At 70.1% G+C, this 23,849-nt stretch carries 27 protein-coding genes and 1 tRNA gene; 14 read left to right on the top strand and 14 right to left on the bottom strand.

What is annotated here, in order from left to right; translation table 11 throughout:
* Positions 1–298 precede the first annotated feature (298 nt).
* Positions 299–1,075, bottom strand: a complete 777-nt coding sequence (locus tag ACFY0K_RS40050; protein ID WP_390644005.1) for an alpha/beta fold hydrolase — start codon at positions 1,073–1,075, stop codon at positions 299–301.
* Between the two features lie 93 nt (positions 1,076–1,168).
* Here ACFY0K_RS40050 and ACFY0K_RS40045 point away from each other — a divergent pair, with 93 nt between their 5' ends.
* Complete coding sequence (locus ACFY0K_RS40045) at positions 1,169–2,014, top strand: helix-turn-helix domain-containing protein (protein ID WP_390644004.1); 846 nt, start codon at positions 1,169–1,171, stop codon at positions 2,012–2,014.
* A 613-nt stretch (positions 2,015–2,627) separates the two neighbouring features.
* Positions 2,628–2,831 carry a cold-shock protein gene (locus tag ACFY0K_RS40040; protein ID WP_004986771.1) on the top strand — a complete coding sequence of 68 codons (204 nt, stop codon included), beginning with the start codon at positions 2,628–2,630 and terminating at the stop codon, positions 2,829–2,831.
* Between the two features lie 492 nt (positions 2,832–3,323).
* On the opposite strand, the gene ACFY0K_RS40035 is transcribed toward ACFY0K_RS40040, so the two are convergent.
* Positions 3,324–3,680 carry a hypothetical protein gene (locus ACFY0K_RS40035; RefSeq protein ID WP_351960172.1) on the bottom strand — a complete coding sequence of 119 codons (357 nt, stop codon included), beginning with the start codon at positions 3,678–3,680 and terminating at the stop codon, positions 3,324–3,326.
* Positions 3,681–5,177: 1,497 nt separating this feature from the next.
* Between ACFY0K_RS40035 and ACFY0K_RS40030 the strand changes: the two genes are divergently transcribed.
* Together ACFY0K_RS40030 and ACFY0K_RS40025 are read left to right on the top strand one after the other, a co-directional pair.
* The gene (locus ACFY0K_RS40030; RefSeq protein WP_390644003.1) at positions 5,178–5,522 is read left to right on the top strand and encodes a MerR family transcriptional regulator; all 345 of its coding nucleotides are present in this window, start codon (positions 5,178–5,180) and stop codon (positions 5,520–5,522) included.
* Between the two features lie 368 nt (positions 5,523–5,890).
* Entirely contained in the window at positions 5,891–6,706 is an 816-nt protein-coding gene (locus ACFY0K_RS40025) for an SAM-dependent methyltransferase (RefSeq protein WP_390644002.1), read from the top strand.
* Positions 6,707–6,853: 147 nt separating this feature from the next.
* Here ACFY0K_RS40025 and ACFY0K_RS40020 read toward each other — a convergent pair.
* The 4 genes from ACFY0K_RS40020 to ACFY0K_RS40005 all read right to left on the bottom strand — a co-directional run bounded on the left by ACFY0K_RS40020 (position 6,854) and on the right by ACFY0K_RS40005 (position 9,037).
* Positions 6,854–6,931 (bottom strand) — tRNA-Met (locus ACFY0K_RS40020).
* A 229-nt stretch (positions 6,932–7,160) separates the two neighbouring features.
* Entirely contained in the window at positions 7,161–8,183 is a 1,023-nt protein-coding gene (locus ACFY0K_RS40015; protein WP_390644001.1) for a zinc-dependent alcohol dehydrogenase family protein, read from the bottom strand.
* Positions 8,184–8,271: 88 nt separating this feature from the next.
* A complete protein-coding gene (locus tag ACFY0K_RS40010; RefSeq protein ID WP_390644000.1) occupies positions 8,272–8,679 on the bottom strand; it encodes a cupin domain-containing protein in 408 nt (135 codons plus the stop codon).
* Positions 8,680–8,776: 97 nt separating this feature from the next.
* Positions 8,777–9,037, bottom strand: coding sequence for a carboxymuconolactone decarboxylase family protein (locus ACFY0K_RS40005; RefSeq protein WP_390643999.1), 261 nt, complete (start codon positions 9,035–9,037; stop codon positions 8,777–8,779).
* A 222-nt stretch (positions 9,038–9,259) separates the two neighbouring features.
* On the opposite strand from ACFY0K_RS40005, the gene ACFY0K_RS40000 reads away from it, so the two are divergent.
* Complete coding sequence (locus ACFY0K_RS40000) at positions 9,260–10,162, top strand: helix-turn-helix transcriptional regulator (RefSeq protein ID WP_390643998.1); 903 nt, start codon at positions 9,260–9,262, stop codon at positions 10,160–10,162.
* Between the two features lie 99 nt (positions 10,163–10,261).
* A complete protein-coding gene (locus tag ACFY0K_RS39995; protein WP_093498613.1) occupies positions 10,262–10,432 on the top strand; it encodes a hydrophobic protein in 171 nt (56 codons plus the stop codon).
* Between the two features lie 527 nt (positions 10,433–10,959).
* Here ACFY0K_RS39995 and ACFY0K_RS39990 read toward each other — a convergent pair.
* Positions 10,960–11,592 (bottom strand): type III effector protein, encoded by a 633-nt coding sequence (locus tag ACFY0K_RS39990; protein WP_390643997.1) that lies wholly within the window; start codon positions 11,590–11,592, stop codon positions 10,960–10,962.
* Positions 11,593–11,719: 127 nt separating this feature from the next.
* On the opposite strand from ACFY0K_RS39990, the gene ACFY0K_RS39985 reads away from it, so the two are divergent.
* The 3 genes from ACFY0K_RS39985 (at position 11,720) to ACFY0K_RS39975 (ending at position 13,424) form a co-directional block, all read left to right on the top strand.
* Positions 11,720–12,157, top strand: a complete 438-nt coding sequence (locus tag ACFY0K_RS39985; RefSeq protein ID WP_390643996.1) for an Hsp20/alpha crystallin family protein — start codon at positions 11,720–11,722, stop codon at positions 12,155–12,157.
* A 322-nt stretch (positions 12,158–12,479) separates the two neighbouring features.
* Entirely contained in the window at positions 12,480–12,914 is a 435-nt protein-coding gene (locus tag ACFY0K_RS39980) for a DUF2267 domain-containing protein (protein WP_390643995.1), read from the top strand.
* Between the two features lie 168 nt (positions 12,915–13,082).
* Positions 13,083–13,424, top strand: a complete 342-nt coding sequence (locus ACFY0K_RS39975; protein WP_390643994.1) for an ANTAR domain-containing protein — start codon at positions 13,083–13,085, stop codon at positions 13,422–13,424.
* 309 nt (positions 13,425–13,733) lie between these two features.
* Here ACFY0K_RS39975 and ACFY0K_RS39970 read toward each other — a convergent pair whose 3' ends face one another.
* Both ACFY0K_RS39970 and ACFY0K_RS39965 read right to left on the bottom strand, forming a co-directional pair.
* Positions 13,734–15,011, bottom strand: a complete 1,278-nt coding sequence (locus tag ACFY0K_RS39970) for an MFS transporter (protein ID WP_390643993.1) — start codon at positions 15,009–15,011, stop codon at positions 13,734–13,736.
* Entirely contained in the window at positions 15,008–15,202 is a 195-nt protein-coding gene (locus ACFY0K_RS39965) for a hypothetical protein (protein WP_390643992.1), read from the bottom strand. The genes ACFY0K_RS39970 and ACFY0K_RS39965 overlap by 4 nt, the downstream gene beginning before the upstream one ends.
* A gap of 298 nt (positions 15,203–15,500) precedes the next feature.
* On the opposite strand from ACFY0K_RS39965, the gene ACFY0K_RS39960 reads away from it, so the two are divergent.
* On the top strand, positions 15,501–16,343 hold the full coding sequence (locus ACFY0K_RS39960) for an RNA polymerase sigma factor SigF (RefSeq protein ID WP_390643991.1): 843 nt from the start codon (positions 15,501–15,503) through the stop codon (positions 16,341–16,343).
* A gap of 4 nt (positions 16,344–16,347) precedes the next feature.
* On the opposite strand, the gene ACFY0K_RS39955 is transcribed toward ACFY0K_RS39960, so the two are convergent.
* Positions 16,348–16,782: an STAS domain-containing protein gene (locus ACFY0K_RS39955; protein WP_390643990.1), complete on the bottom strand. Its 435-nt coding sequence runs from the start codon at positions 16,780–16,782 to the stop codon at positions 16,348–16,350.
* Positions 16,783–16,989: 207 nt separating this feature from the next.
* On the opposite strand from ACFY0K_RS39955, the gene ACFY0K_RS39950 reads away from it, so the two are divergent.
* Positions 16,990–17,403: an ATP-binding protein gene (locus ACFY0K_RS39950; RefSeq protein WP_390643989.1), complete on the top strand. Its 414-nt coding sequence runs from the start codon at positions 16,990–16,992 to the stop codon at positions 17,401–17,403.
* 190 nt (positions 17,404–17,593) lie between these two features.
* On the opposite strand, the gene ACFY0K_RS39945 is transcribed toward ACFY0K_RS39950, so the two are convergent.
* The 3 genes from ACFY0K_RS39945 to ACFY0K_RS39935 all read right to left on the bottom strand — a co-directional run bounded on the left by ACFY0K_RS39945 (position 17,594) and on the right by ACFY0K_RS39935 (position 19,935).
* Positions 17,594–17,872 carry a GlsB/YeaQ/YmgE family stress response membrane protein gene (locus ACFY0K_RS39945; RefSeq protein WP_046731373.1) on the bottom strand — a complete coding sequence of 93 codons (279 nt, stop codon included), beginning with the start codon at positions 17,870–17,872 and terminating at the stop codon, positions 17,594–17,596.
* 136 nt (positions 17,873–18,008) lie between these two features.
* Positions 18,009–19,025, bottom strand: coding sequence for an SDR family NAD(P)-dependent oxidoreductase (locus ACFY0K_RS39940; RefSeq protein ID WP_390643988.1), 1,017 nt, complete (start codon positions 19,023–19,025; stop codon positions 18,009–18,011).
* Positions 19,026–19,344: 319 nt separating this feature from the next.
* Positions 19,345–19,935, bottom strand: a complete 591-nt coding sequence (locus ACFY0K_RS39935) for a TetR/AcrR family transcriptional regulator (RefSeq protein WP_390643987.1) — start codon at positions 19,933–19,935, stop codon at positions 19,345–19,347.
* A 275-nt stretch (positions 19,936–20,210) separates the two neighbouring features.
* Here ACFY0K_RS39935 and ACFY0K_RS39930 point away from each other — a divergent pair, with 275 nt between their 5' ends.
* Both ACFY0K_RS39930 and ACFY0K_RS39925 read left to right on the top strand, forming a co-directional pair.
* Entirely contained in the window at positions 20,211–21,149 is a 939-nt protein-coding gene (locus ACFY0K_RS39930) for an alpha/beta fold hydrolase (protein WP_390643986.1), read from the top strand.
* Positions 21,150–21,466: 317 nt separating this feature from the next.
* Positions 21,467–22,810 carry a PP2C family protein-serine/threonine phosphatase gene (locus ACFY0K_RS39925; protein WP_390643985.1) on the top strand — a complete coding sequence of 448 codons (1,344 nt, stop codon included), beginning with the start codon at positions 21,467–21,469 and terminating at the stop codon, positions 22,808–22,810.
* Positions 22,811–23,006: 196 nt separating this feature from the next.
* Here the strand turns inward: ACFY0K_RS39925 and dps are convergent, their stop codons facing one another.
* The gene (gene dps / locus ACFY0K_RS39920) at positions 23,007–23,570 is read right to left on the bottom strand and encodes a DNA starvation/stationary phase protection protein Dps (protein WP_390643984.1); all 564 of its coding nucleotides are present in this window, start codon (positions 23,568–23,570) and stop codon (positions 23,007–23,009) included.
* A 73-nt stretch (positions 23,571–23,643) separates the two neighbouring features.
* Between dps and ACFY0K_RS39915 the strand changes: the two genes are divergently transcribed.
* Positions 23,644–23,808, top strand: a complete 165-nt coding sequence (locus ACFY0K_RS39915; RefSeq protein WP_390643983.1) for a hypothetical protein — start codon at positions 23,644–23,646, stop codon at positions 23,806–23,808.
* Positions 23,809–23,849 lie beyond the last annotated feature (41 nt).

The raw sequence follows: 23,849 nt of genomic DNA, 5'->3' as shown, positions 1-23,849 counted from the left end.
TGACCGGGCGACGGTCTCCGCCGCCGGCGCGGTAAGCGGCCGGAGGTCAGCTCGCCACGCGCAGGGCGAAGGGCCACCGCGCCCCGTCGGTTGCGACACACCGCTCGACACGGTGCACGATCACCGCGTTGCCCCGGAACCCCGGGCGGCCGGCTCGGGTCGTCCACGATGCGGTGCCGGCCGCTTTGCGGCCGGCGTACAAGCAATCTGTCGGGTGCGGTGCAGCGCGGCAGGGCCTGTCCCGGCCCTGTGGGGCGGGTGATCAGGGGCGCAGCCCGTCGTCGGGCTGCGGGGACGGTCAGGCTGCCGGCGCGAATGCGGTGATGGCGTCGGCGAGGTCGGCCGGGGCTTCCAGCGGGATCAGGTGACCGGTGTGGTGGATCACCACGAAGTCGGGGTGGGAGAGGTAGGGCACCAGGTTGTCGCGGAGCAAGCCGACGGGCTCCACCTGGTCGTGTTCTCCGGCGACGACGAGAACGGGCACGCTGACCATGCGCGTGTGTTCGGTGATGTCCTGCGCGATGCCGTGCAGCGGCCACTCGGTGCGGGCGGCGTCGGTGACGGTCCGCGAGTCGGTCACGATCTGCGCCTTGACCGACGCGGGCAGCTCGGTCGCGGTGAGGACGTGATCCCGTGCCCCGGCCACGGACTCGGCGGAGTCGTAGGCGTGCGACAGGGCTTCCTGGTACTCGGGAGTGACCTGTGCGGCAGGCTTCGCCGGGCCGGAGCCGACGAGAACCATGCCGCGCAGGCCGGCGGGCCGGGTGGCCGCGACCAGCTGTGCGACCTTGCCGCCCATCGAATGCCCCACCAGGACGTAGTCGGTGACCCCCGCATCCGCGAGCACGGCGAGCGTGTCGTCGGCGAGCTGACCGAGCGTGTAGGGACCGGGCAGAGCGCTCGACCGGCTCCACCCGCGGAAGTCGACCGTGAGCACGTCACGGCCCGCCAGGTGGTCGACGACGAGGTCCCAGGTGCGGGCGGAACCGCCCCAATAGTGCAGGAACACCAGAGTCGGTCCGGTCCCCGGTCGATGGTCGTAAGTGGGCAGTAGCGTCTGCTGCGTCGTGTTCATGATGGCTCTTCCGGTCGATGCTCTGAGCGATCGCTCTGTGCATTCATTGAAACTTCTGCACCCGGACGGGGCATCGGCCTGACTGGTCGCCCGATGGTGAAAACTGGACACGTGAGTTTGATCCGGCAAATGACCTACCAGCCCGCGGGACGCCGCGCCGCCTCGGTCGAGACGATGACGTTCGGCCGTCTTCGCGAGCTGAACGACGGCGGCACGCAGCGCGCCGACTTCCACGTCCTTGCCGTCATCGACGCCGGACCCGGCTCAGTCACCGTCGATTTCCGCCGCCACCCGCTCCAAGATCGTTCCGCGGTGTGGATTCCACCCGGCGCCGTGCACCGGTGGGGCGACATCGCCGACGTGGCAGGGCACCTCGTGCTGTTCGTGCCGACCGCGCCGGTCACCCATGCGACCCGAGAACTGGTCGCCTCCCCTGACCCGGCCGCCCACTGGAGCATCCCCGACGCCGACTGGCTCTTCGTCGACACGGCGCGCAGCCATCTCCTCCTCGAAGCATCCGCCCCACCCAATGACTCCCGGACGGAGCTTCCCGAAATCCTGCTCTCCGCGCTCATCACCCGACTGCACCCACCGCACGCCGAAGCACGGCTCACCCCTCCGGTGTTCCGGTTGTTCCGCTCCAGCGTCGAAGCGCACTTCCGGCAACACCACGACGCCGGCTACTACGCCCGTGCGCTGGGATACGCGCCCCGCACCCTCTCACGAGCGGTGCAGCAGGCCACCGGCCGCACCGCGAAGGCGTACATCGTCGAACGGATCACCCTGGAAGCCAAACGGCTCCTCGCACACGACCGCCTCACCGCCGCCCGCTGCGCCGACATGCTCGGCTTCCCCGACGCATCCAACTTCTCGGTGTTCTTCCACAAGGCCACAGGCAAACGCCCGGGCGCGTGGCAGGCGACGGTGGCCGCCGAGTGAGGAGGTGCCCACACCGACCGCGGCCAGCCCTGGGGGAGGCGCTGCATCGGAGGACGCCGTCAGGGTCTCGTAGGGGCACCCCGCTTCGCCTCCCCAGCGGCGGTGGGAGTCGCCATGTGCACGGCGATGACACTCCGACGAGCGCGAGGCCTGAAAACCCGCGACGGCCGGCCGGTGGGGTGGCGGCGGATCGTCCGCCGCGTGCGTTGAGGCGATCTTCCGGACGGCCGCACACGTCATGGCGCCCGGGAGCTCAGGTAGCGGCTGACGACTCTGCTCGTCCTGTGGAACGTTGCACTGCGAGTGAGTCAATATCTGTGCTCTTGAGGTGAGAATTTGACGGACCATGCCGTGAGGGTTTGGGGGACGATGCAGTGAGAGTTTTTGCCGCGACGGGCGGAGAGGAATTACTTGACCGACACAGGCCGTAGCGGTGTGCTACTGTCCATCTCCGTTGCAGTTGTGGTTCCCAAAACTTCAAGTGCCCCCAGTCGGCTCCTGCCGGGTGGAGCGCTTTTGTATTTCCGGTCATTTTCCGGGCGGGGTAATCATCGCGGCGACACGGCGTCCGCACGGTGTGGATTCCGATGTACTGCCCCAAAGGAGACATGACATGGCCACCGGTACCGTGAAGTGGTTCAACGCGGAAAAGGGATTCGGCTTCATCGAGCAGGACGGCGGCGGCGCTGACGTGTTCGCCCACTACTCGAACATCGCCGCCCAAGGCTTCCGTGAGCTGCTCGAAGGCCAGAAGGTGAGCTTCGACATCGCGCAGGGCCAGAAGGGCCCGACGGCCGAGAACATCGTTCCGGCCTGACGCTGACGCACAGTTGCAGCCGGGGCCCGCATCCTTGGGGTGCGGGCCCCGGCTGTACCCATTTCCCGGAGCGGTTTCACCGTGGGACGGCTCGGGAAAACCCGTCCCACCGCACGCTACTCCTCCTTCGGAGACGCGGGCGCATCCTGAAGAGCTGCACCGCAGACAACGCCCGGATTCGACGTCCCCCTGCGTGCGTCACCTATTTCAAGGGTCTCCGCCCGCGCGGATTCCCGTCAGCCGGATTTGCTTTGACGCTGGCCCGCACTTGCAATTCCGTGCTGCTCATCGCTTGCGGGAATTCCTTGATATGTGCCATATCAAGGAAGGCTCCACATGAACCGCAATGTACGAACGGCCGCTCCGCCCGCGTCCGTGAGGGCGGCCGACGCAGGGAAGGGCGGCAGTCGCCTCGGCTCGCCTGCGCCACGCCGTTCCGGCGGGCCGGCCCGTTCCGGTGCTTACGGCCGCCCGGCCCGCCGCAGTGGGCGCTCAGTCGGAATAGCTGAAGTCACCCATGGTCCAGGCGCTGACGTCGGCGATCGCCACGCGGTACATCCCGCCTGTCTCCGGGATGCCGACCGTGCCCTGCAGGATCCGGGCGACGTGGAAGTGCAGATGAGCGGGGGGCCCGTCCTTCTTCGCGGGGGTGTCGAAGACGGCCGAGAACTCCCCCAAGCGGGCGGAATCCGCCAACACATCCGACACCCTCTGCCTCCACACTGCTTCGGGAGCCAGCCGACCGGTGATGACAGCACCACCGGTGACCACGGTCAGGGACATCTGGTTGCTCTGCCCGGACTCCACCAGGGCGGCGACATCAACGAGCAGCTCGTCAGGCTTCGACATGCGGCAGATTATATTTACCGGCCATCCAGCTCTCCGAGCGACGGCGACAGCGGGCGCGAAGAGCGTTCACGGACTTGGCGCGGAAGGCCCAGACGGTGACCGGGGGCAGCGCGGCGCCACCAGGCCGGCGACAGGCGTGCCGCTCTCGCCGGAGGCGGCGGCATCCCGGACGGCGGCCCGGTCTGCGAGCAGTTCGGCGGTGGTGACCGCCTTGGTCTCTGGGCGGGGGCGAGTCCGTTGCCGTCGCGCAGGGCGGTCATGACCTCGCGGAGCTTGACGGGGGAGGGGTTGGCGCCCAGGAAATCGCGGGTGATGGGCGGGCCCCGCTGGGCCCAGCCGCTCAGCGACACTTGAGAAACCGCCCCATGGCTTCATGACCGCGGCTGCATGTCCGGTCGATGGTCGCCGTGGGGCGGAGGGAGAGTCGTTGACCGGACTGGCGGGCGACATGCCGGGAGTGAGTGCATCCCACCATGGCCTAGTCGGTGCATCCAGTGGACCACCCTGCCGCGCTGGGGGCGGGTGGACGGAAGTCTGCGGCCGGTACGAGAGCCGGTCATACAGCGGACAGCGGCAGGCGCAATGCGCCTACGGCCTGGGGTCGGGGGCGGAAGCGGCCTGCGGTTTCGGACGGCCTGCCGTCTGCGTACGCGGCGCACGGGCACTTGGCGGCTGCACCACTGGGAGTGCGGTCAGCCGGATGGGCGGTCCTGCAGGCTTCACAGGAACCGCGGGCTGCGGAGGCGCAGGGGACTGCCGACGCCTGGCGGCCGCTGTGGGCGAGCGGTTCGCCCGCCCGTCTCGTCCTCCTACTGCTTGACGGAAGCAGGCCGCCCGCGGCGCGTCGGCACCGCACCACCGGCTCCCCGAACAGCTCACGGACGCTCATCCCGAAAGGTCACGCACGGCGAGGGACACCCCGCGAGGGTCACGGTGGTCACCGCGACGGTGACTGTCACCGCCCGCTCCACGCCTTCGGCCCGAGTCTCCCGGGCGCCCGCACCGCGACACAGCCGTGCAGCAGTCGTGCAGGTGTACTCAAGGCAGAACTCCTCGCCTGAACCACGGAGGAAATCTGTCTTGTCTGAGGTAGACATTCGCCATTCACAGGGCTACCGTTTCTCTTGTACCCAGGAAGTCGAAGTGGGCACGGCAGACAGGAACTGCCGTGCATGCAGGTCAAGCAGGACGCGGCCCGAAGGGGCCGCGAGCAGCACCCGCGTTATCCAGCAGTACGACCGAGTAGCCGAAGGTAAGGAGCAGAACGCCATCAGGATCGCCCGGGCGAGGAACGAGTCCGCCCGGGTACCGCAAGGCCCCGGATTGGAAGGTGGTCCCCGGTCACGCATCCGCGATCCCCGCAGCCCAGCCCTCCCAGGCGGAACCTGCGGAAAAAGAAGGCCGACACAGTCGGCCGGTAGATGGTGTTGAAAGCTCGGGGCCCGGGTGCCAGTACGGCACCCGGGCCCCCCGACGCATCCCCGAAAGAAGAGGTCTATGCCCCCTCGCAGTACCCGGCCCGCCGACTCCCTCGACGACGACGACTATCCCGCCTACACCATGGGCCGGGCCGCCGAGATGCTCGGCACCACCCCAGCCTTCCTCCGCGCCCTCGGCGAACACCGCCTGATCACTCCCTTGCGCTCCGAAGGCGGCCACCGCCGCTACTCCCGCTACCAGCTGCGCATCGCCGCCCGCGCCCGCGAACTCGTCGACCAGGGCACCGCCGTAGAGGCCGCGTGCCGCATCGTCATCCTCGAGGACCAGCTCGAAGAAGCTCAGCGCATCAACGAGCAACTGCGCGCCCAAGGCGGCCAGTCGCAGTCGGAAACCCCAGCCTGACAAGGACGCCGGGTGCGGCCCCTACGCCGACCGACCAGCACCACACCAAGGACCCCGACACGTCGGCCGGGGTCCTTGGCCATTGAAGTGCAGCTGCCCGACGAGATGCCCCACGAAGCCGGACCCGGGCCGATCTGGTTTGCGCAGGGCTGAGGCTCTCACGTCAATACATCCGGCGGGGGCGGACCGACCCGAGTGGTGGCAGCCGCGAGCAGAGCCCGTAGACCCGGGTTTTCTCCGTCCCACCTGTTCCGGGACGCGACGGCGGTGGTGTGCGGCAGAATGACGCCCACGGATGTGCCGTAGCGCAGCCGGGACCGCAAGTGCCCTGATTCACGCGGTCCTTGGGCGTGTGAGGAGAGGAAGACGTGAGCGAGAACAAGAGCGCCACCGCCGCAGTGCAGCGACTCGACACCGCGACGGCGCACAACGCTCGCGTGTGGAACTACTGGCAGGGCGGCAAGGACAACTACGAGGTCGACCAGCAGGTAGGCGATCACGTCGCCGGAATGATCCCCGTCATCCGCGACATCGCGCGCGCCGACCGGGCGTTCCTCGGCCGCGCCGTGCGCTGTCTGGCACAGGAGCACGGCATCCGTCAGTTCCTCGACATCGGCACCGGCCTGCCGGCGTTGGAGAACACCCACGAGATCGCCCAGCGGATCGCCCCCGAGTCACGGATCGTGTACGTCGACAATGACCCCATCGTGCTCGCGCACGCCCGTGCCCTGCTGGCCAGTGCTCCGGAAGGCGCCACCGACTACATCGACGCCGACGTGCACGACCCGGACACCATTCTGCGCATCGCCGGACGGACACTCGACTTCACCAAGCCCACCGCACTCATGCTGCTCGGCATCCTCAACTTCGTCCTTGACGGTGACGAGGCGCGGGCCATCGCACGTCGGCTCGTGGAGGCGCTGTCCCCCGGCAGCTTCCTCGTACTGACCCATCCCACCACGGAGCCCGAACTCGGCGGCGACCTCCAGCTCGAGGCGATGGAGTTCTGGAACGCCAATGCCAAACCGCCGGTCACCGCTCGCAGCAGCGAGGAGGTCGCCCAGTACTTCGACGGGCTCACGCTCCTGGAGCCCGGCCTTGTGTCCTGCTCGCGGTGGCGGCCGGAGCCCGGCGTAGAGCCCACGGTCGTACCCCAGTTGGGAGCCGTGGCGCTGAAGCCGTGATCTCTCGCTTCGCCTTGGCGCTGGTCCACACCGGCGACGTTGTGGTGCGAAGGCACCCGGATACGTCTGGCGACGGCGTACGACCTGGAGCCCTGCTGCCGAACGACGCCGGCCCCCGGCGACGAAAGGTCGCCGGGGGCCGGATGTTGGTAGCGGGGGCGGGATTTGAACCACGCGACCTCTGGGTTATGAGCCCAGCGAGCTACCGAGCTGCTCCACCCCGCGTCGGTGTCTCCACCGTACGGCATCCGCGCGGCGCCGGCAGGGATTTATGCCGCTCACTCGAGGGCATCGACACCTCGGTGCGGACGGCCTCCGGCCGGCAGGACGTGGCCGGGGATGTCCATCTGCCCGAGGCGTACCTCGCTGCCGAGACAGGAACCGGCCAGGGCTTGGGACTCCGGCTGGGTGCAGGCTGACGACGGAGCAAGGAGAACGCGGTGGCGTCGCCGGGTCAGGGGCGGAGCAGGGCCTTGATGGCGCGGCGTTCGTCCATGGCCTTGTAGGCGTCGGCGGCCTGGTCGAGGGGGAGGGTGAGGTCGAAGACCTTGCCGGGGTCGATGGTCCGGTTGAGGATGAGGTCGATCAGCTGGGGCAGGAAGCGGCGGACCGGGGCCGGGCCGCCGTGCAGGTGGACGTGGGAGTAGAACAGCTCCTCGCCGGGCAGCTGCACGCCGTGGGCGACGCCGACGTGGCCGACGTGCCCGCCGGGGCGGGTGGAGCGGATGGCCTGCATCATCGACTCCTGGGTGCCGACCGCCTCGACGACCGAGTGCGCGCCGAGCCCGCCGGTGAGCTCCTTGACCTTGGCCACGCCCTCGTCGCCGCGTTCGGTGACGATGTCGGTCGCGCCGAACTCCACCGCGAGTTTCTGCCGGTCCTCGTGGCGGCTCATCGCGATGATCCGTTCCGCGCCCAGCTGCCGGGCGGCCAGGACGGCGAGCAGGCCGACCGCGCCGTCGCCGACCACGGCGACGGTCCTGCCGGGGCCGGCCTCGGCGGCGACCGAGCCGAACCAGCCGGTGCCGAGCACGTCGGAGGCGGCGAGCAGGCTCGGGATCAGGTCCTCGGAGGGCGGGTCGGGGGTGGCGACCAGGGTGCCGTCCGCGAAGGGGACCCGCAGCCGTTCGGCCTGGGCTCCGCCGGCACCGACGTATTCGCGGTGCACGCAGGAGGACTGGTAACCGGCCCGGCAGATCTCGCAGGTGTTGTCCGAGGCGAAGAACGAGCCGATGACGAACTCGCCGGGCTTGATGAGGGTGACCTGGTCGCCGACCTCCTCGACGACGCCGACGTACTCGTGTCCCATCGGGGTGGGGGCGGTGACCGGGTTGATGCCGCGGTAGTCCCACAGGTCCGAGCCGCACACGCAGGTGGCGACGGTGCGGATGACCGCGTCGGTCGGGTGGATGATCTTCGGGGCGTCGCGCTCCTCGACGCGGACGTCCCCGGGAGCGTGGATGACGGCTCCGAGCATGATGGTTGTTCCTTCGGTGCGTGATTCGCTTCAGTGATTCGGTGCGGTGATTCGGTGCAGTGATCTGTGCAGTGATCGGTGGAGTGGTTCAGGCGAGGTCCCGTGCCAGGAGGCGCGGGCCGCTGTACTCGGCGCCGGTGACGTGGTCGAGCCAGTCGACGTCGTCGGTCTCCCACAGGGCGATGTGGGCCATGAACCGGTCGGGGGCGGCGCCGTGCCAGTGCTCCTCGCCAGCCGGGGTCCAGACGACCTCGCCGGGGTGAGCCTCGACGAGCTGCCCGCCGCGGGACTGGATCAGGGCGATGCCCTCGACGATGTACAGGGCCTGGCCCAGGCCGTGGCTGTGCCATGCGGTACGGGCGCCGGGCGCGAAGCGGACCATGTTCGCCCTGGCCCGGGAAGCCCCCTCGCCCCGGTAGATCACGTCCGCCCACGCGTCGCCGGTGAACCAGGCATCGGGCAGCTTCATGGTCGCGGGCCGCTTGACGATCTCCATCGCTCTTCTCCTTCGGTGCGGTCGGTCAGACGGCAGGCCGGGCTGTGCGCTGGTCGGCGATCTTCTTGAGCTGGGTGATCGCGGTCATGGCGTTGGGTCAGCCCGCGTAGAAGGCCAGGTGCGTGATCGCCTCGGACAGCTCCTCCACCCTCAGCCCGTTGTCCAGGGCGACGCCCAGGTGGTAGCCGAGCTGCTCGCTCCGGTACAGGGCGGCCAGCACGCTCACGGTCACCAGGCTGCGGTCGCGCGGCGACAGCCCGGGCCGTTCCCACACGTCACCGAAGAGGACCTCGTCGGTGACCTCGACCAGCTTCGGGGCGATCCAGGCCAGCTCCTGGGGTGCGGACTGCTTCGGCATCAGGGACAACTCCTTGAGGATCGGGGGGGACCGGCCCGGTTCCACGGCCTGTCGGCGCGGGTCCCACGGCAGCCGCCGTACCTGCGTCCGAGCCGGTTCCCGGCGGCGCCGACGGCCGCCGATATCGAGGAAACTGCAGGTCAACCAGGTGGAGAAGGGTCTGCGGTTACAGGTACTGACAGGACCCCCCACGTCTGCGCCGTCCGGCCTAGCGTGGGATGCATGAGCACCGAGAGCGACATCCGCGAGTTCCTGGCCTCCCGTCGCGCCAAGATCTCCCCGCGGCAGGGCGGGCTGCCCGCCTACGGCGGCAACCGGCGCGTGCCCGGCCTGCGCCGTGAGGAAGTCGCCCTGCTCGCCGGCGTCAGCATCGACTACTACGTCCGCCTCGAACGCGGCCGTCTCGCCGGTGCCTCGGAGGAAGTCCTCGACGCCGTCGCGAACGCCCTCCAGCTCGACGACGCCGAACGCGCCCACCTCTTCGACCTCGCCCGCGCCGCCGCCAACCGTCCGGCCCGCCGCGCCAAGCGCACCCGCGGCCCGCTGCCGGACAGCGTCCTGCGCGTCCTGGCGTCCATGACCGACTCCCCGGCCTTCATCCGCAACGGCCGCCTCGACATCCTCGCCACCAACCGCCTCGGCCGCGCCCTCTACGCCCCGCTCTTCCCCGACCCCGCCGCCCGGACCAGCAACATCGCCCGCGCCCAGTTCCTCCACCCCGCCGGCCGCGCATTCTTCCCCCGCTGGGAAGAGTCCGTGAACACCACCGTCGCCCTACTGCGCACCGAGGCCGGCCGCGCCCCGCACGACACCGAACTGACCGGGCTGATCGGCGAACTCGTCACCCGCAGCGAGGAGTTCCGCGCCGCGTGGGCCAAACACAACGTCCGCCTCCACCACACCGGCCGCAAAGCCTTCCACCACCCCGCCGTCGGCACCCTCGCCCTCGACTTCGACGCCATGGAACTACCGGCACAACCGGGCCTCACCCTCACCGCGTACAGCGCCGCCCCCGGCACCCCCGACCACGACGCCCTGCAACTCCTCGCCACCTGGGCCGCCACCGAACACCCCGGGCCCACCAGCGGCCCCGCCCGCACCGACGGGGCAGACCGCAACCGGTAAGTGCCAGGGGCGTGCCCCGAGTTCCCCTCCATAAACAAGGCAACAACCGCGAATGAATGGATGACCGCAGGGCAATCGGGGCGCAGGAGGTTGATAATTATGGTTCCCCTGCTTCTGGTCCTGCTTCTGGCGCTCATTCTGTTCGGTGCGGGCTTCGCCCTGAAGGTCCTCTGGTGGGTCGCGGTGGTCGTGCTGGTCGTGTGGCTCCTCGGCTTCGTGATGAGGTCCACCACCACGGGGGGCGGCCGGGGTCGCTGGTACCGATGGTGACCTGAGCGGCCCAGCATGTTGCCGAAGGACCCGTTCGACACCCGGACGGGTCCTTCGCGTCCTTCGCGCGTGTCGCGGCTCCACGAGTCACGCCGGGATATCGGGGTAGGGGCGCCGTGCCGGGGACAGGAGGCGCCAGCGCGTGGAACCCGCGCAACCTCCCGACGCGTCCCGTCCCCGGTCCCCGGGACCACACTCCCCGGTCCGCGGGACCACACTCCCCGGTCCGCGGGAGCACACGGCATCCCCGGAAGCAGCCGCGTCGGGAGAACGTCGACGGCGTCCGCCACGGCGTCGACAGCGGCATCAATGGGCGCCCCGCATCTGCCGGCTTCGCGCCCTGGCGGACGAACGACGGCTTCGTCCCGCGCTGGGCCGCAACCGGGGGACGTCGGCGTCATCCGTGACCGGCTTCGCCGCCAGGCCCGCCGGCGCGAGACCGTCGACAGGGTGAACGAGCCGAGGGGCTCGGCTCTTCGGCCGGCCGGAATGCCCGGTCCCAGGTACGCCTGGAGTGACGGGGCAGGTCAGGGAGGTGTGAGGGTGTCGAGTTGGGCTGCGAGGTCGGGGTGGGTGCCGGTCAGGTGGGGACGCGTGTCGCCGAGGGGGCGGATGAGCTCGGCGGGGTCGTCCTGGGCGAGGGCCGCGTGGAGCCTGCCGAGCGGGAGGCGAGCCGCGTCCGGGAGGTCGGTGAGGGCGGTGATCTGGCCGGCGATGCGGCGCAGGTCGGCTGCGTTGCGGCGGGCCCAGGTGGCGGTGGTGCGTTCGGCGGCGCGGCGTTCGCGGGTGGCCTGGACGCGCTGTTCGCCGGTGGTTCCGGCCGGGCCGGGACGGCCGCGCAGGTAGCGGCGTTCGGCGGCCTGGCGGCTGGCTACGCCGAGGGGGTGGGCGAGGTCGGCCCAGCTGGCTCCGGCGTCGCGGGCGGTCTCGATCAGGCCGGTCTCCCAGCCGGCGAGCCGCTCGCGTACCTGCCGCAGCAGAAGGAGGGAGGCGAGGGCCTGGTCCGTGCCGACCTCGGGAGTGCCGGGAGCGTGGAGGTCCTCGTGCTGGGCGGTACTCAGGGCTTGGTCTATGGCCTCCAGAGCCGCCGCGGCGGCGAGGAACGACGCCGGGCTGTGCGCGTCGGCGCTGGGTGAAGCCGACTGGTCGGCCGTGTTCATGGGCACCTCCCTCGGGTTGTCGTCCTTCGGACGACACCATGTTTGTCATCCATTGGATGACATGCTACAACAGTTTCCGTGAGGCGCATTGGCAGTCACTGCCCGAACCTTCTGGAGGTGTTTTCCGATGTTGATGCGCACCGACCCCTTCCGTGAGCTGGACCGGCTGGCGCAGCAGCTGATGGGCCCCGGCACCTGGTCGCGGCCGTCCCCGATGCCGATGGACGCCCATCGCGAGGGTGACCAGTACGTGGTGGCCTTCGACATCCCCGGCGTCAGCGCGGACGCGATCGACATCGACGTCGAACGGAACATGCTGACCGTCAAGGCCGAGCGCCGGCCCGTGGCGAAGGCCGACGACGTGCAGATGGACCTGTCGGAACGGCCGCTGGGCGTCTTCTCCCGCCAGATCGTGCTCGCCGACACGCTGGACACCGAGCACATCCAGGCCGACTACGACGCGGGCGTGCTCACCCTGCGCATCCCGATCGCCGAGCGCGCCAAGCCCCGCAAGATCGCCGTCGGTGTCGGGCCCGGGGCCGACCGCAAGGAGATCTCCGGCTGAGCCGGACCGGCGAGGGCTCTGACGCGGCGGAGGACGGGTACCTGTTCGCCCCTCTTGCCCGTCCTCCGCGTCCTCCTGGGACCGAGGGAGACCGGCGTCCGACGTACCGGTGCGACGGGATGCGTTCCTCGGCGGCGTGAAGGAACGCGGCGAGTACGGCACCGTGCACGAGGCCCACACCGTGCACGAACCAGATCCCGCTCCAGCCCCCTCCGGCTGCGACCTGCTCTTGGGCCGCCCCAGGCCCAACCGACCACCCACCCACCGGTGACCGCACGACGGCCACCACGACCCCGGTGACAGAAAGGCAACCACCGCAGTGATGTCCGACCGACCCGCACCGTTCCCGCAGCCCTGCGACAGGGCGTACGAGCAGCTGCTGGAGAAGGTCCGCTACGACGGCGCCTACCCCACCCGCGAGAAGGCCGAGGAAGCCGTCCGCCTGGTCCTCGCAGGACTGGGACGCCAGTTGACCGGCGACGAACGCGTCGAACTGGCCGCCCGCCTGCCCTTCGAGGCCGCACGCATCCTCACCGCCCAGATCCCCGACACCCAGCCGCTCACCGGCTGGGCGTTCGTCAAGGACCTCGCCACCCGTACCGGCGCCTCGCAGGCCACCACCCGCTGGGACACCGGATCCGTCTTCGCCGCCGTCGCTGCCTGTGCAGGCCCCGACCTGATCACCCGCATCCTGCGCCAACTCCCTTCCGGCTACGCGCTGTTGTTCGGACGCGCCGAACTCACCCCTGCCGCGTGATCAGTGCCGAGCGTGCTCGGGGCGGACAGCGACGACCGCCGTCGCTGTCCGCCCCGGGCCCTGGCTCGGCCTCCCGGCCCACCGCAGGAACGACGTGACGTATCAAGCAAGAGAGAACCCGCTGACCAGCGCCACCAGGTCCCCGGGTCGGCCTGCCAGGAGAGGAACATGACGGAGCACGACCAGGAGGACCTCGCACCGTTCGACGCCGACGTCTCCGGGCCGGAAGAGCTCGCTCGGAAGATCGGTCAGTTGCAGCGGGAGATCGGCCAGCTTCAGGAAGCCGTTGTCTCGCATGCGGTGATCGACCAGGCCATCGGCGTGGTCATATCCCTTGGCGGTCTTCACCCCGACCAGGGATTCGCAGTGTTGCGGACGGTCTCCCAGAAAACGAACATCAAACTCCGGGAGGTCGCGGACCAGATCGTCGCCTGGCCCGCCGCCCAGGAGCTGTCCGAGGACATCCGGCAGGCGTTGGAGACCGCTCTGTCCGAGGCGGGGTCCGCCTGACCACGTACACGGGCACGTCCGTTCGCCGGCGTCACCGGGACGGGCCCGGCCATCGGCGTGCCGGGGCGTGCCGCGCCGGTCCTGTTTCCGCAGCAGAGGATTCCGTCTTTCGGGGCGCGCTTCGCCGAGCCGTCGGTCGTCGTGACCTGGGCGGCGACGTCGGCGGCTGACGGCATGCCCCCGAGCAGCTTTCCGCGAGGCAGGGGGCGTTGGCACAGAGGCCGACGGCGCCGGCGACCGCTTCGAGGAGGAGGCGCACGGTGTGACTCGGGTCGTGGTGCGCGGGGGTCGTGGTGTTGCGCGGACGCGTCAGGGAGCCCCGCGGTCCGAAGCGTGCGGGAGGGCTTGGGCCGGGTCGGTTTCCGGATCTGCCGGCGCCGGACGGTGGCCGGCCAGGAGGGCGAGGCCCAGCACCGCGGCGACGACCTGGCAGGCGGCAGTTCCCAGCAGCAGAGCGGCAGACCCCAGCCCGTTGAGGGCTCCGGCCGCGGCCGCACCGGCGGCCGCGAACGTGCTCTTGAGCCCGGCACCCAGGGTGAAGATCTGGGTGCGCACGGCCGCCGGGGCGTACCGTTCGCGGCTGGCCAGCAACGCGCTGAACAGCGGGCCGGTACAGAAACCGGCCATGGCGAACAGGACGGCCGCCGGGACGGCGTGCCGGGTCAGGGGCACCATGGCCAGTGGAACACCGGTGATCAACAGCCCCCAGAGGACGACGTGCTCCGGGTGCCTTTGGCCCACCGGCCGGTACGCGTAGCTCAGGGAGCCGGCCAGGGCGCCGGCGGCGAACGCGGTCATCAGACCGCCGGTCGCCCAGGACGCGTGGTACTTGGCGGCCAGCAGCACGGTCACGACGGGCAGTGCTCCGACGCCCAGCTGACCGACACCGCTGGCCCAGGTGACCGACCTCAGTCGGTGATTGCGTGCCAACTCGGCGGCTCCCTGCAGCAGTTCGGTCGGCCGCAGCCGTCCCGCCGGTTTCCGGCCGCCGGGCCGCGGGCGCAGCCGGAGCGAGAACAGCAGCATTCCGCCCGTCATCGCCCCGGCCCCCAGGGTGGCGAGGGCGGTGCCCGCACCCACCGCAGTGCCCAGGGCCGCCGCCACGGCGGGACCGCAGATGCCCGCCAGGTTGTAGGAGACGGCGTCCGCGCTGAACGCCCTGGTCAGCTGCTCTTTGCTGAGCAATTCGCCCAGCAGGCTGGTGAGTCCGCCGGTGAGCAGGGGGGCGACACAGCCGGCGGCCACGGCCGGCAGCAGCGCTACAAGGTCGTAGACCCTGCCCACCAGCACGGCGAGGGCGGCGAGCGCGGCACCGTAGAGCGTCACGGCACCGCCGTGGAAGAGCCGGCGCCGCCGTACCGAGTCGGCCAGAGCGCCGGCCACGGGCGCGGCGGCCACGTGCGGAATCATCAGGGCCGCCACCAGCGCGCCGCCGAGCGCGGGGCTGCCGGCACGCTGGGTGGCCAGCATGACGAGCGCGACCCGGGCGCCCTCGTCAGCGGTGCGGGCGAGGACGGCCGCCGTCAGGTACACGGGGATGGCCGGCGCTGCACCGGTCCGGCGCGCGGTGTTCGTCGTGTTCGTCATGGGCGCAGGACGTGCTGCCGGCGCCGGTGGAGCATGGGCTCGCTGTCCTTGGTGCGGAGCCACACGACGGCGCTCGCCATGGCCGTGTGATCCATCCACCGGTAGTCGCGCCACCGGCCCTGCCGACGGCCGGGCGGTACGTCGATGGGCCTGGGCCGGCCGGACAGTCCGCGGCCGGCGGCCTTGACCATGCTTCCTGGGCGCTCCACACCCAGGCGAGTTCCCAGGCCCGCTGTCCAGGCACACGCTGATTTTGACCGAGTCCCGCGGCAGGGCGTTCGGCTCGTACGACCTGGCTTCGCTCAACTACCGACTCCGTCAGGTCTGTTGTGAAGGTGAACCTGGCGATGTCCACGGCGCCGTCTCGGCTCGATCCGCTGGTTCGCCCAGGCAGCAGGAGTGAACGCGAGACGGCGGGGTACGCGCTCCGTCGGCGGGCCATTCCGGCAGGCCGGCAGTGGTTTTATCGATCGTGGGAGGAGAGTCGGCATGGCACCCAGCACGCTGGCAGCACAGACGCGGACGGCCGAGTTGCCGGAGGTCGCAGATCCTTCCCGGATGGCACCCAAGGACGCTCGCGAGCTGTCGAAGCTGTTCTTCCGACAGCTGGCCGTCCTGGAGGAGGGCACGCCGGAGTACAGCTACGCCCGCAACACGCTCATCGAGATGAACATGTCCCTGGTCCGCTACGCGGCCGGCCGGTTCCGTAGCCGTGGGCCGGAGGAGATGGAGGACATCGTCCAGGTGGGCATGATCGGCCTGATCAAGGCGATCGACCGGTTCGAGCTGTCCAGGGAGGCGGAGTTCACGTCCTTCGCCATCCCCTACATCGTCGGCGAGATCAAGCGCTTCTTCCGCGACACGACCTGGGCCGTGCATGTGCCGCGTCGGCTCCAGGAGGCCCGCGTCCAGCTCGCCCAGGCCACGGAGGAGTTGCGTACCCGGCTCGACCGTGACCCGACGGTCAAGGAACTGGCGGAGCTGATGAGCCTGTCCGAAGAGGAGGTCGTCGAGGCCCGCTTGGCCGCCAACGGTTACAACTCCTCCTCCCTGGACGCCGCGATCAGCGGCAGCGAGGACGGTGAGAGCGCCCTGCAGGACTTCATAGGTACCGAGGACGCGGCGCTGGAACTGGTGGAGGACTTCCACGCCCTCGCCCCCATGATTGCCGAACTCGACGAGCGTGACCGCAAGCTCCTTCACATGCGGTTCGTGGAGGAGCTCACCCAGGCCCAGATCGGCGAGCGCCTGGGCGTGTCGCAGATGCACGTCTCCCGGCTGCTGTCCCGGTGCCTGGCCCGGCTGCGTGAGGGCATGCTCACGACCAGCTGACTCTCTACGAAGTGCCGTTCTGATGCCCGCCGCGGTTGTGGCGGGCATCAGCCACGTCCCGTGCGTCCGGTTCATCCGGCTGTCGGGGGCAGGCGTCCAGGGCGTCGCGCAGGGTGGGGTGGCAGGGGATGACCCCGGGGAGGCCGACGATGCCGAAGATCTCGGCGACGTTGGGGCTCGGGGCCGCGAGTCGCAGTTGGCCGCCATGGCGCCGTGCGGCGTGATGAGCGGCGATGAGGGCATTGATGCCGCTGGAGTCCATGAAGGTGACGTCGCTGAGATCCAGCACCGTCAGCGGAGCGGCAGCGCCATCGGCGGTCAGGGCATCCAGGAGCTGGGGAGCGCTGTCGAGATCGATCTCGCCGCAGGCCGTGAGCACCCTGACGCCACCGGTATGGCTGCAGGTGAGCGAAAGGCGCCAGTTGTCGTTGTCCGTCACAGCCCCTCAGCATGTGTCGGTGCCGCCCTGTAGCACTTCCTCGACGAGGATCTGCTCACGCATGGTACTGGTAGTACCCCCGGATGGCCCTGCCACAGGTACACGTTGTGCCTGCGGGACAGGCGCCCGGGAGGATGGCGTACGACTGAGGCGGGAGTGGCAGGACGGATGGGCGGGGACCCGGAGTGCGAGTGTTGCCAGGGACCGATGTCTGCGGCGGTCGAGGAGACCATCGCACTGTCGGGAGACCTTTCCTGCATCGCCGAGGCCCGTCACCGAACTGCCGTCTTTCTCACCCGGTTCGCAGCCGCCGGCGGTGATTCGACGGTGTCGGAGCGCATCCTGGACCTGGCTCAGCTCGTGGTGAGCGAGTTGGTCACCAACGCCTGCAAGTACGCACCCGGCCCCATTCTGTTGCGGCTGCGCCGGGCGGAAGCTGCGGTGGAGGTGGAGGTGTGGGACAGCCATCCAGAAAAACCGGTGGCCGAACAGGCGGATCCGTACCGGGTGGGCCGGCACGGCCTGGAGATCGTGAAGGCTGTTGCGGCCGAGCTCACCGTTCTGCCGGAGGCGGCCGGCAAACGGGTCACCGCCCGGATCGATCTCCGCCCGTCGGCCTGACGATTGCCTGGCGGGTGCGTGAATCTGCACTCGGCGCGCGGGCCCGGTGACAGACGCCCGGAAGGAAGCCCTCGGCCCGACGCTCCTACGCTCGGCCCCGTCGGCCCTGGTGCGCCGTACATGCTGACGGCTCCCGTCCGGCGGACCGGGGCGGGAGCCGTCAGCGGCGTGGACATGTGCCTTCGGCGGTTCAGGCGTGGCGGTGCGAGTGCCGGTTACCGGTGACGAGGCGGTAGAGGACGAGCAGAATCAGGGAGCCGACGATCGCGGCGATCCAGGTGGAGAGGTCGAAGAACCCGTCGATGGAGTCGACACCGAAGATCACCTTGCCGAGCCAGCCGCCGAGCAGACCGCCGACGATGCCGATGAGCATGGTGACGATGATGCCGCCGGGGTCCTTGCCCGGCATCAAGGCCTTGGCGATGGCGCCGGCGAGCAGGCCGATGATGATCCACGCGATGATTCCCATGGTGCGTCTCCGTTTCCTCGACAAGGGCTGGGTCAGCTCATCGTGTGCTCCGATCGGATACGAACAAACGTCTCGTCCGGGTCCCGGCGCCGCCGGTTCCTGATCGGGAGGGTGGCGCCGGAGTTTTCGGTGGGGGTCAGTGCTGGTGTCCTTCAACGGCGGTGTGGCGGCGTTCGTTGTAGGCGCGGGCGGCGCGGTCGTTCAGCGCGCTGCCCACGGAGCGCAGGCGTTCCCCGAGTGTGCGCGGGGCTGCCGGTTCGACGTCGATGCCGGGACGCAGGTCCGGTTCGTCCTCCGCGGCCGGCAGCAGCGCGGCCGTCGCGTGGCTGAGCCGTGCGGTGAGCGCCGGGGCGAGGCCGTGGGCCTTGTCGGCGACGCGGGCGGCGGGGGTGAGCACGAGGCGGAGACGGCGCCGCTGGATGGCCGTGACGATGCGGTCGGCCGCGCGGCGTGCGTCCATCGACAGCAGCGGGGTGCCGGCGAGAGCGGAGAACCAGGCGAACTCGCGTCGTCGGTCACCGCCGAACACGGCGTGCAGATGCGAGCCGGTGCGCATCAGACCCGGATGTACGGCGGTCACGGAAACGCCGTCGCGCGCCGCCTCCGCGTACAGTCCTTCGGCCAGGGCTCCCACGGCGGCTTTGGCGCACGAGTACGGCAGCAGGTGCGGCACGGCGAGCAGACCGCCCACCGAGCCGATCAGGGCCAGCCTTCCGCCGGCCCGGCTCTCGCGCAGGTAGGGGAGTGCTTCGAGGCTGGTGTTGAGCGCGCCGTGGAAGACCGTGCCCATCGCGTCGTCGAATCCGGCCGCGCCGGCGGTCTCGGCAGGCGCGACCTGGATGATGCCGGCGTTGGCGACGACCACGTCCACGCCCCCGTCGGCCGCCGCCGTCCGGTGGAAAAGGTCGGCGAGGGCCTCTTTCTCCCGCACGTCGGCCACGTGGGTGCGGACGGAGCCTTGCGGATGCCGCTGCCGGAGCAGCCCGTCGGCCCGCTCCAGTTCGGCAGCGTCCCGCGCGACGAGCGTGACGTGGCAGCCGCGGTCCATCAGCTCGTCGGCGATGAGCAGGCCCAGACCTCGGGAGCCGCCGGTGACCACGGCGGACAGGCCGTGCAGGGATTCGGGCTTCCGGGATATCAGTGGTGTCGGCATGGAAGTGCCTCCCTGTCCTCACAGGGCGCTGCTCGCACGCCCATGCGATGTTCCGTTCCTGCGCACGGCGCCCTGACCTGGCCCTCTTCGGGCGGCTCGCAGCCGGGTTCCCCGCCTGCATGATCATGACGGCTCATCTCTCGGGCCGGCACGTCTGCCGGTTTGTGCCTTTTCCTTCCTTCCCCTGCTGCGAGTGTCCGCTCGGTATGACGGAAAACACGGGGCCCGGCCACCTGCGCGCAACAAGCCGGGCTCCGTCTTCGACGGCGGTCCGGCATCCCGGAGGAACCCGTCGGTCAGCCGGCCGGCCCCTGCTCCTCTAAACGGTTGCGCGCAGCGCTTGCGAGAGCGCGCCAACGGTCACGCCCACTATGGCCAGCAGCTGCGCCGGACTCGCCCCGGCTCTGCTCATGACGGCGAGAGACTGGTTCACGGCGGCCGTGTGTTCGGCGAAGGCGTCGGCGTCCCGGTCGGTCAGTCGCCCGGCCCGCAGCGCGGTGCGCAGGCGCAGCCGCTGGAGGCCGAGCGCCTCCTTGGCGTGTGCCGCGACGGCCGGGCTCAGCACCGGAATCGCCATGGCCGACTGGGCAATCAGGCATCCGTCGGGTAGTTCGGGATCGGCGATGCGCTCGAGGGTGACGTCGAAGAACGCACGAACAGCCGCCAGGGGTTCAGAGGCTGCACACGACAGGGCGGCGTCGTACTTGTCGCCGTAGCGCGTGGCGTAGCGATCCAGGCAGCGCAGGAAGAGCGTGTCCTTGTCGCCGAGCGAGGAGTAGATGGAGCTGCGGTTCAGGCCGGTTGCCCGTGACAGGTCGTCCACCGAGGTGTCGGCGTAGCCGGCGCGCCAGAACTGGATCATCGCGGCGTCGAGGGCCGCGTCCATGTCGAACTGCTTCTTACCTGCCACGTGGCACTTCCTTGCCGGTGTGTCCATGTCCATGGGCTGTGCTGCACGCCATTCTATCTTGAACTGAATAGTTCAAGATGTGCTAGGTTCGCAGGCATGATCATGACCGCGGCTCCTGCGGCGGAGCACCGGGACAGGCCTGCCGGTCGCCTGGGCGGCTGCCGGGATCGCCATGCGCCACGGCCTCACTGTTCACGCCGTCGCCATCGCCGTCGTGGGCGTGGCCCTGGTGCGCAGCACCGAACCGGTAAACCCGTCACCCATGGAGGATTCCCGTGACTGAGCCTGCGACCCCCATCGGTCAGGTCTCCGAAGCCAACCCCGTTCGCGGCCTGCCGCTGCACGGCCTGGACGGGTTCACGCACCGCTGGGTCGACGCGGACGGCGTCCGCCTCCATGCCGTCGAAGGCGGCCGGCCGGCAGGCCCGGCTGTCGTCCTGCTCGCCGGGTTCCCGCAGACCTGGCAGGCCTGGCGAAAGGTCATGCCCGGTCTCGCCGACCGGTTCCGCGTCATCGCGATCGACCTGCCGGGCCAGGGCCACTCCGAGCGCCCGCAGGGCAGCTACGACACGCACACGGTCGCCGCCCACGTCCATGCCGCCGTAAAGGCACTCGGAGTGTCGGCCTACTGGCTGGCCGCCCACGACATCGGCGCCTGGGTCGCCTTCTCGCTCGCCCTCAACCACGAGAGCCGGCTGCGTGGGGTCGCCCTGCTCGACGCCGGAATCCCCGGTGTCACCCTCCCGGAATCCATTCCCACCGACCCGGCCCGGGCGTGGAAGACCTGGCATTTCGCGTTCCATCTCGTGCCCGACCTGCCCGAGACCCTGCTCGCCGGCCGCGAACGCGACTATGTCGGCTGGTTCCTGAAAACGAAGGCCCTCTCTCCTGACGTGTTCGACGACACCGACCTCGACCACTACGCAGCGGCCCTCGCCGCCGACGGCGGCCTCCGCGCCTCCCTCGCCTACTACCGAGACGCCGCCGAGTCGGCGCGCAGGAACCACCAAGCCCTGAACCGGCAGCGCCTCACCGTGCCCATCCTCGGAATCTCCAGCAGTCACGGCTCCATCCCGGACATGGCAGCCTCCATGCGCCCATGGGCCGACAACATCACCGGAGTGGTCGTGCCCGACGCCGGTCACTACATCCCCGACGAGCAACCCGAAGCCGTAGCCACCGCGCTGCTCGGCTTCATCGCCGACGCGGACTGACGCCGCTCAGCCCTGCAGGGACTGAGGCCGTGGCGGGCGCGGCTGCGTGACGCGGTAGTCACAGGAACGCCTGTGCTACAAATGTCGCTGCGGCCTTTTGCTGCCGCTGTTCGGTCGGTTGTTGGGGAAACAGCAGCTCACCAGGTAGTTCTCATATCGTCACGCACCGACCGCAGCACATCGCCCGGCATCGCAGGGAGCCGGGTGTTCGCCGTCATCCGCCCGGGAACGTTGTCCGCTCACAGCGGGTGAGCGTGCTGGCGGGACCCTGACTGCCCCGTTCTGCGCCGCGTTGCACGGCTCGACAAGGAGCGGTCATGACCGATGCCATAGCCGACCCGGTGCGGCCGATCCCGTCGCCGAGGCCCGGCCGGGTCCTGTCGGAGCTGGAACGGCTGGCCCTGCTCGCCGACACCACAGCCCAGCTCATCTCCAACAACGACGTGGACGAGGCGCTGCACCGGGTGGTCGCCCTGGTGCTGCCTCGTCTGGCGGACTGGGCCGTCATCGACCTGATCACGGACAGTGGTGATGTGTCGCGGTATCTGGTGGTCCATGCCGATACCGAGGGCCTCACCGTGCGTGCAGACCTGCAGGGACCGATGCCTCCGGTTTCCGACGCATCCCCCATGCCTCTGTCCAGAGCCCTGCGAGGAGTGGCCTCCAACCTCGCCGGCCCGCAGACCTACGAGGCCGAACCGGACAGCGGTATCGCCGTCGAGCAGCGCAAGCTGTTCCGGGTGACGGGGATCAAGACCGCGGTGATCGCCCCGATCCGGGGGCCATGGGAGGTGCTGGGCGCGATCACGCTCGGCCGCTCCGACGACGGTGTGGCTTTCACCACGCACGACCTGGCCCTGCTGGAGGACATCGCCCGGCGCATCGGCCTGGCGCTGGAGAACGCGCGCCACTACCAGCGCCAGCGCCAGGTCGCCGAGACCATGCAGCGTTATCTGCTGCCCCAGCTGCCGCATCTGCCGGGTGTCGGCATGACCGCCCGTTATCTCTCCGCCCCGGATGCCTCCTACGTCGGTGGCGACTGGTACGACGCGTTCCACCTTCCCGGCGGTGACACCGCACTCGTCATCGGTGACGTGGTCGGTCACGACCTCGAAGCGGCGGCGGGCATGGCGCAACTGCGCAACATGATCCGCGCGTTCACCTGGTCGCAGGACCGGCCGACGCACGGCATCGTCGAGCATCTCAACGAAGCCATGATGCAGATCACGGACGTCCGCATGGCGACCGTGATCCTGGCCCGGCTGGCGGTCGACGCGGCCGGCGCCTGGCAGCTGCGGTGGAGCAGCGCCGGTCACCCGCCGCCGCTGCTCGTCGGCCGTGACGGCCTGACGCGCTACCTCACCGAGGCCAACGGACTCCTCCTCGGCGTGCCTTCGCCCCGGCCACGTTCCGAGGCCCGCGTCACTCTCCCCGCGGCTTCGACACTCGTCTTCTACACGGACGGCCTGATCGAATCCCGCAGACAGCCACTGGACGAGGGGATGGAGAACCTGCGCCGGCACGCCGCCTCTCTGGCCCACCGCGACCTGGGCTCCTTCGCCGACCAGCTGCTCCACCGCGCCCGGCCCCACGACAACGACGACGACGTCGCCCTGTTGGCCATCCGCCTCCCGGACGCCACCGGGGGCCGAGCCTCCTGAACCAAGCCCCAAGGGCGGTTCACGCACGGTCGGTGGTGCGGTGCCTGCGGCGCAGGCGGAGCCCGGCCGGCCCCGTCGGCTTCACAGCCGGTCACGCGCAGGAACACCAGGCCCTGCCTGTCACGACCGGGCACTGCAGACGCAACGGCGCCGCGGTAGTTCCCCCAACAGCCGCAAGGCGTACGGGTGGGTCCGCTCAGCCGAGCTCGGCAGCCTTGGCCGCGGCCTCCTTCTCGGTCCGGGCCCGTCCGGTGGCGAGTGTGCCGCCCACGCTCTCCAGGTGGGCCCGCACGAACCACTGGAACTGTTCCAGGTCGCGCAGCTGCTCGATCAGCAGGTCCTCGGTGGCGGTGTCGATGTCGCCCGCTTCCTTGATCGCGGCGCGGACGGCCTCGATCACTCCGGTGTAGACGAGGTCGAGCGCGCCGAGATGGGCGATCGCGTCGGCGCGGCCGATGGAGTAGTCGTCCCAGGTGCGCTCGTCGACCAGGGCTCCTGGTGTCCCCTGCGCGACGCCGCCGAGCGCGGCGATGCGTTCCGCCACGTCGTCGGCCATGTCCCGGACCCGGTCCACCTGCGGGTCGATCATCTCGTGCACGGCGATGAAGTGCGGCCCGACCACGTTCCAGTGCACGTGCTTGAGCGTCAGGTGCAGATCGTTGAGGGCGTGCAGGCGGAGCCGGAGCAGTCCGATCAGCCGGCCTGCCGCCTCGCGCTCGATGCCGGGCACCGTGTACTTCGGGGTCAGATCCTGCGCCATGGTTCACCTCGGTTCTCGGTGGAGTACGGGGGGCTTGCCCCAGCACGGCTTCCCTGGTCCGCCCAGTTCAGACATGGGAGCGGAAGGCGCCGATCCGGCTCCGCGTGGCGCGCCGTCCTCGACGGCGGAGAGTGCGGCCGTCGGCGCCAGCGTCGGCGGCGGTTTCGCGGGCAGGGGGGTACTGGCGCGTGGTCAGAAGCGGTTCGCGTACGCGTTCGGCGACGGTGAGGCCCGGTGAAGGGCCGGCATGAGGGGAACGGGTACCGCGTGGAGCATGCT

Source organism: Streptomyces sp. NPDC001507, from assembly GCF_042894765.1.
Classification (GTDB): Bacteria; Actinomycetota; Actinomycetes; order Streptomycetales; family Streptomycetaceae; genus Streptomyces.
Note: the sequence above shows the minus strand (reverse complement) of the source record. Positions and strands in the feature narration are given on the sequence as shown.

Coding starts and splice junctions, on each gene's coding strand:
- ACFY0K_RS40030 (WP_390644003.1), top strand. CDS start 5,178: ATGCCCCCTCGCAGTACCCGGCCCGCCGACTCCCTCGACGACGACGAC.
- ACFY0K_RS39945 (WP_046731373.1), bottom strand. CDS start 17,872: ATGGGAATCATCGCGTGGATCATCATCGGCCTGCTCGCCGGCGCCATC.
- ACFY0K_RS39940 (WP_390643988.1), bottom strand. CDS start 19,025: ATGCCGACACCACTGATATCCCGGAAGCCCGAATCCCTGCACGGCCTG.
- ACFY0K_RS39915 (WP_390643983.1), top strand. CDS start 23,644: ATGGGAGCGGAAGGCGCCGATCCGGCTCCGCGTGGCGCGCCGTCCTCG.
- ACFY0K_RS39995 (WP_093498613.1), top strand. CDS start 10,262: ATGGTTCCCCTGCTTCTGGTCCTGCTTCTGGCGCTCATTCTGTTCGGT.
- ACFY0K_RS39990 (WP_390643997.1), bottom strand. CDS start 11,592: ATGAACACGGCCGACCAGTCGGCTTCACCCAGCGCCGACGCGCACAGC.
- ACFY0K_RS40005 (WP_390643999.1), bottom strand. CDS start 9,037: ATGCCGAAGCAGTCCGCACCCCAGGAGCTGGCCTGGATCGCCCCGAAG.
- ACFY0K_RS39985 (WP_390643996.1), top strand. CDS start 11,720: ATGTTGATGCGCACCGACCCCTTCCGTGAGCTGGACCGGCTGGCGCAG.
- ACFY0K_RS40045 (WP_390644004.1), top strand. CDS start 1,169: ATGGTGAAAACTGGACACGTGAGTTTGATCCGGCAAATGACCTACCAG.
- ACFY0K_RS39950 (WP_390643989.1), top strand. CDS start 16,990: ATGTCTGCGGCGGTCGAGGAGACCATCGCACTGTCGGGAGACCTTTCC.
- ACFY0K_RS40010 (WP_390644000.1), bottom strand. CDS start 8,679: ATGGAGATCGTCAAGCGGCCCGCGACCATGAAGCTGCCCGATGCCTGG.
- ACFY0K_RS40035 (WP_351960172.1), bottom strand. CDS start 3,680: ATGTCGAAGCCTGACGAGCTGCTCGTTGATGTCGCCGCCCTGGTGGAG.
- ACFY0K_RS39975 (WP_390643994.1), top strand. CDS start 13,083: ATGACGGAGCACGACCAGGAGGACCTCGCACCGTTCGACGCCGACGTC.
- ACFY0K_RS40000 (WP_390643998.1), top strand. CDS start 9,260: ATGAGCACCGAGAGCGACATCCGCGAGTTCCTGGCCTCCCGTCGCGCC.
- dps (WP_390643984.1), bottom strand. CDS start 23,570: ATGGCGCAGGATCTGACCCCGAAGTACACGGTGCCCGGCATCGAGCGC.
- ACFY0K_RS40050 (WP_390644005.1), bottom strand. CDS start 1,075: ATGAACACGACGCAGCAGACGCTACTGCCCACTTACGACCATCGACCG.
- ACFY0K_RS40015 (WP_390644001.1), bottom strand. CDS start 8,183: ATGCTCGGAGCCGTCATCCACGCTCCCGGGGACGTCCGCGTCGAGGAG.
- ACFY0K_RS39965 (WP_390643992.1), bottom strand. CDS start 15,202: ATGGTCAAGGCCGCCGGCCGCGGACTGTCCGGCCGGCCCAGGCCCATC.
- ACFY0K_RS39960 (WP_390643991.1), top strand. CDS start 15,501: ATGGCACCCAGCACGCTGGCAGCACAGACGCGGACGGCCGAGTTGCCG.
- ACFY0K_RS39925 (WP_390643985.1), top strand. CDS start 21,467: ATGACCGATGCCATAGCCGACCCGGTGCGGCCGATCCCGTCGCCGAGG.
- ACFY0K_RS40040 (WP_004986771.1), top strand. CDS start 2,628: ATGGCCACCGGTACCGTGAAGTGGTTCAACGCGGAAAAGGGATTCGGC.
- ACFY0K_RS39980 (WP_390643995.1), top strand. CDS start 12,480: ATGTCCGACCGACCCGCACCGTTCCCGCAGCCCTGCGACAGGGCGTAC.
- ACFY0K_RS39970 (WP_390643993.1), bottom strand. CDS start 15,011: ATGACGAACACGACGAACACCGCGCGCCGGACCGGTGCAGCGCCGGCC.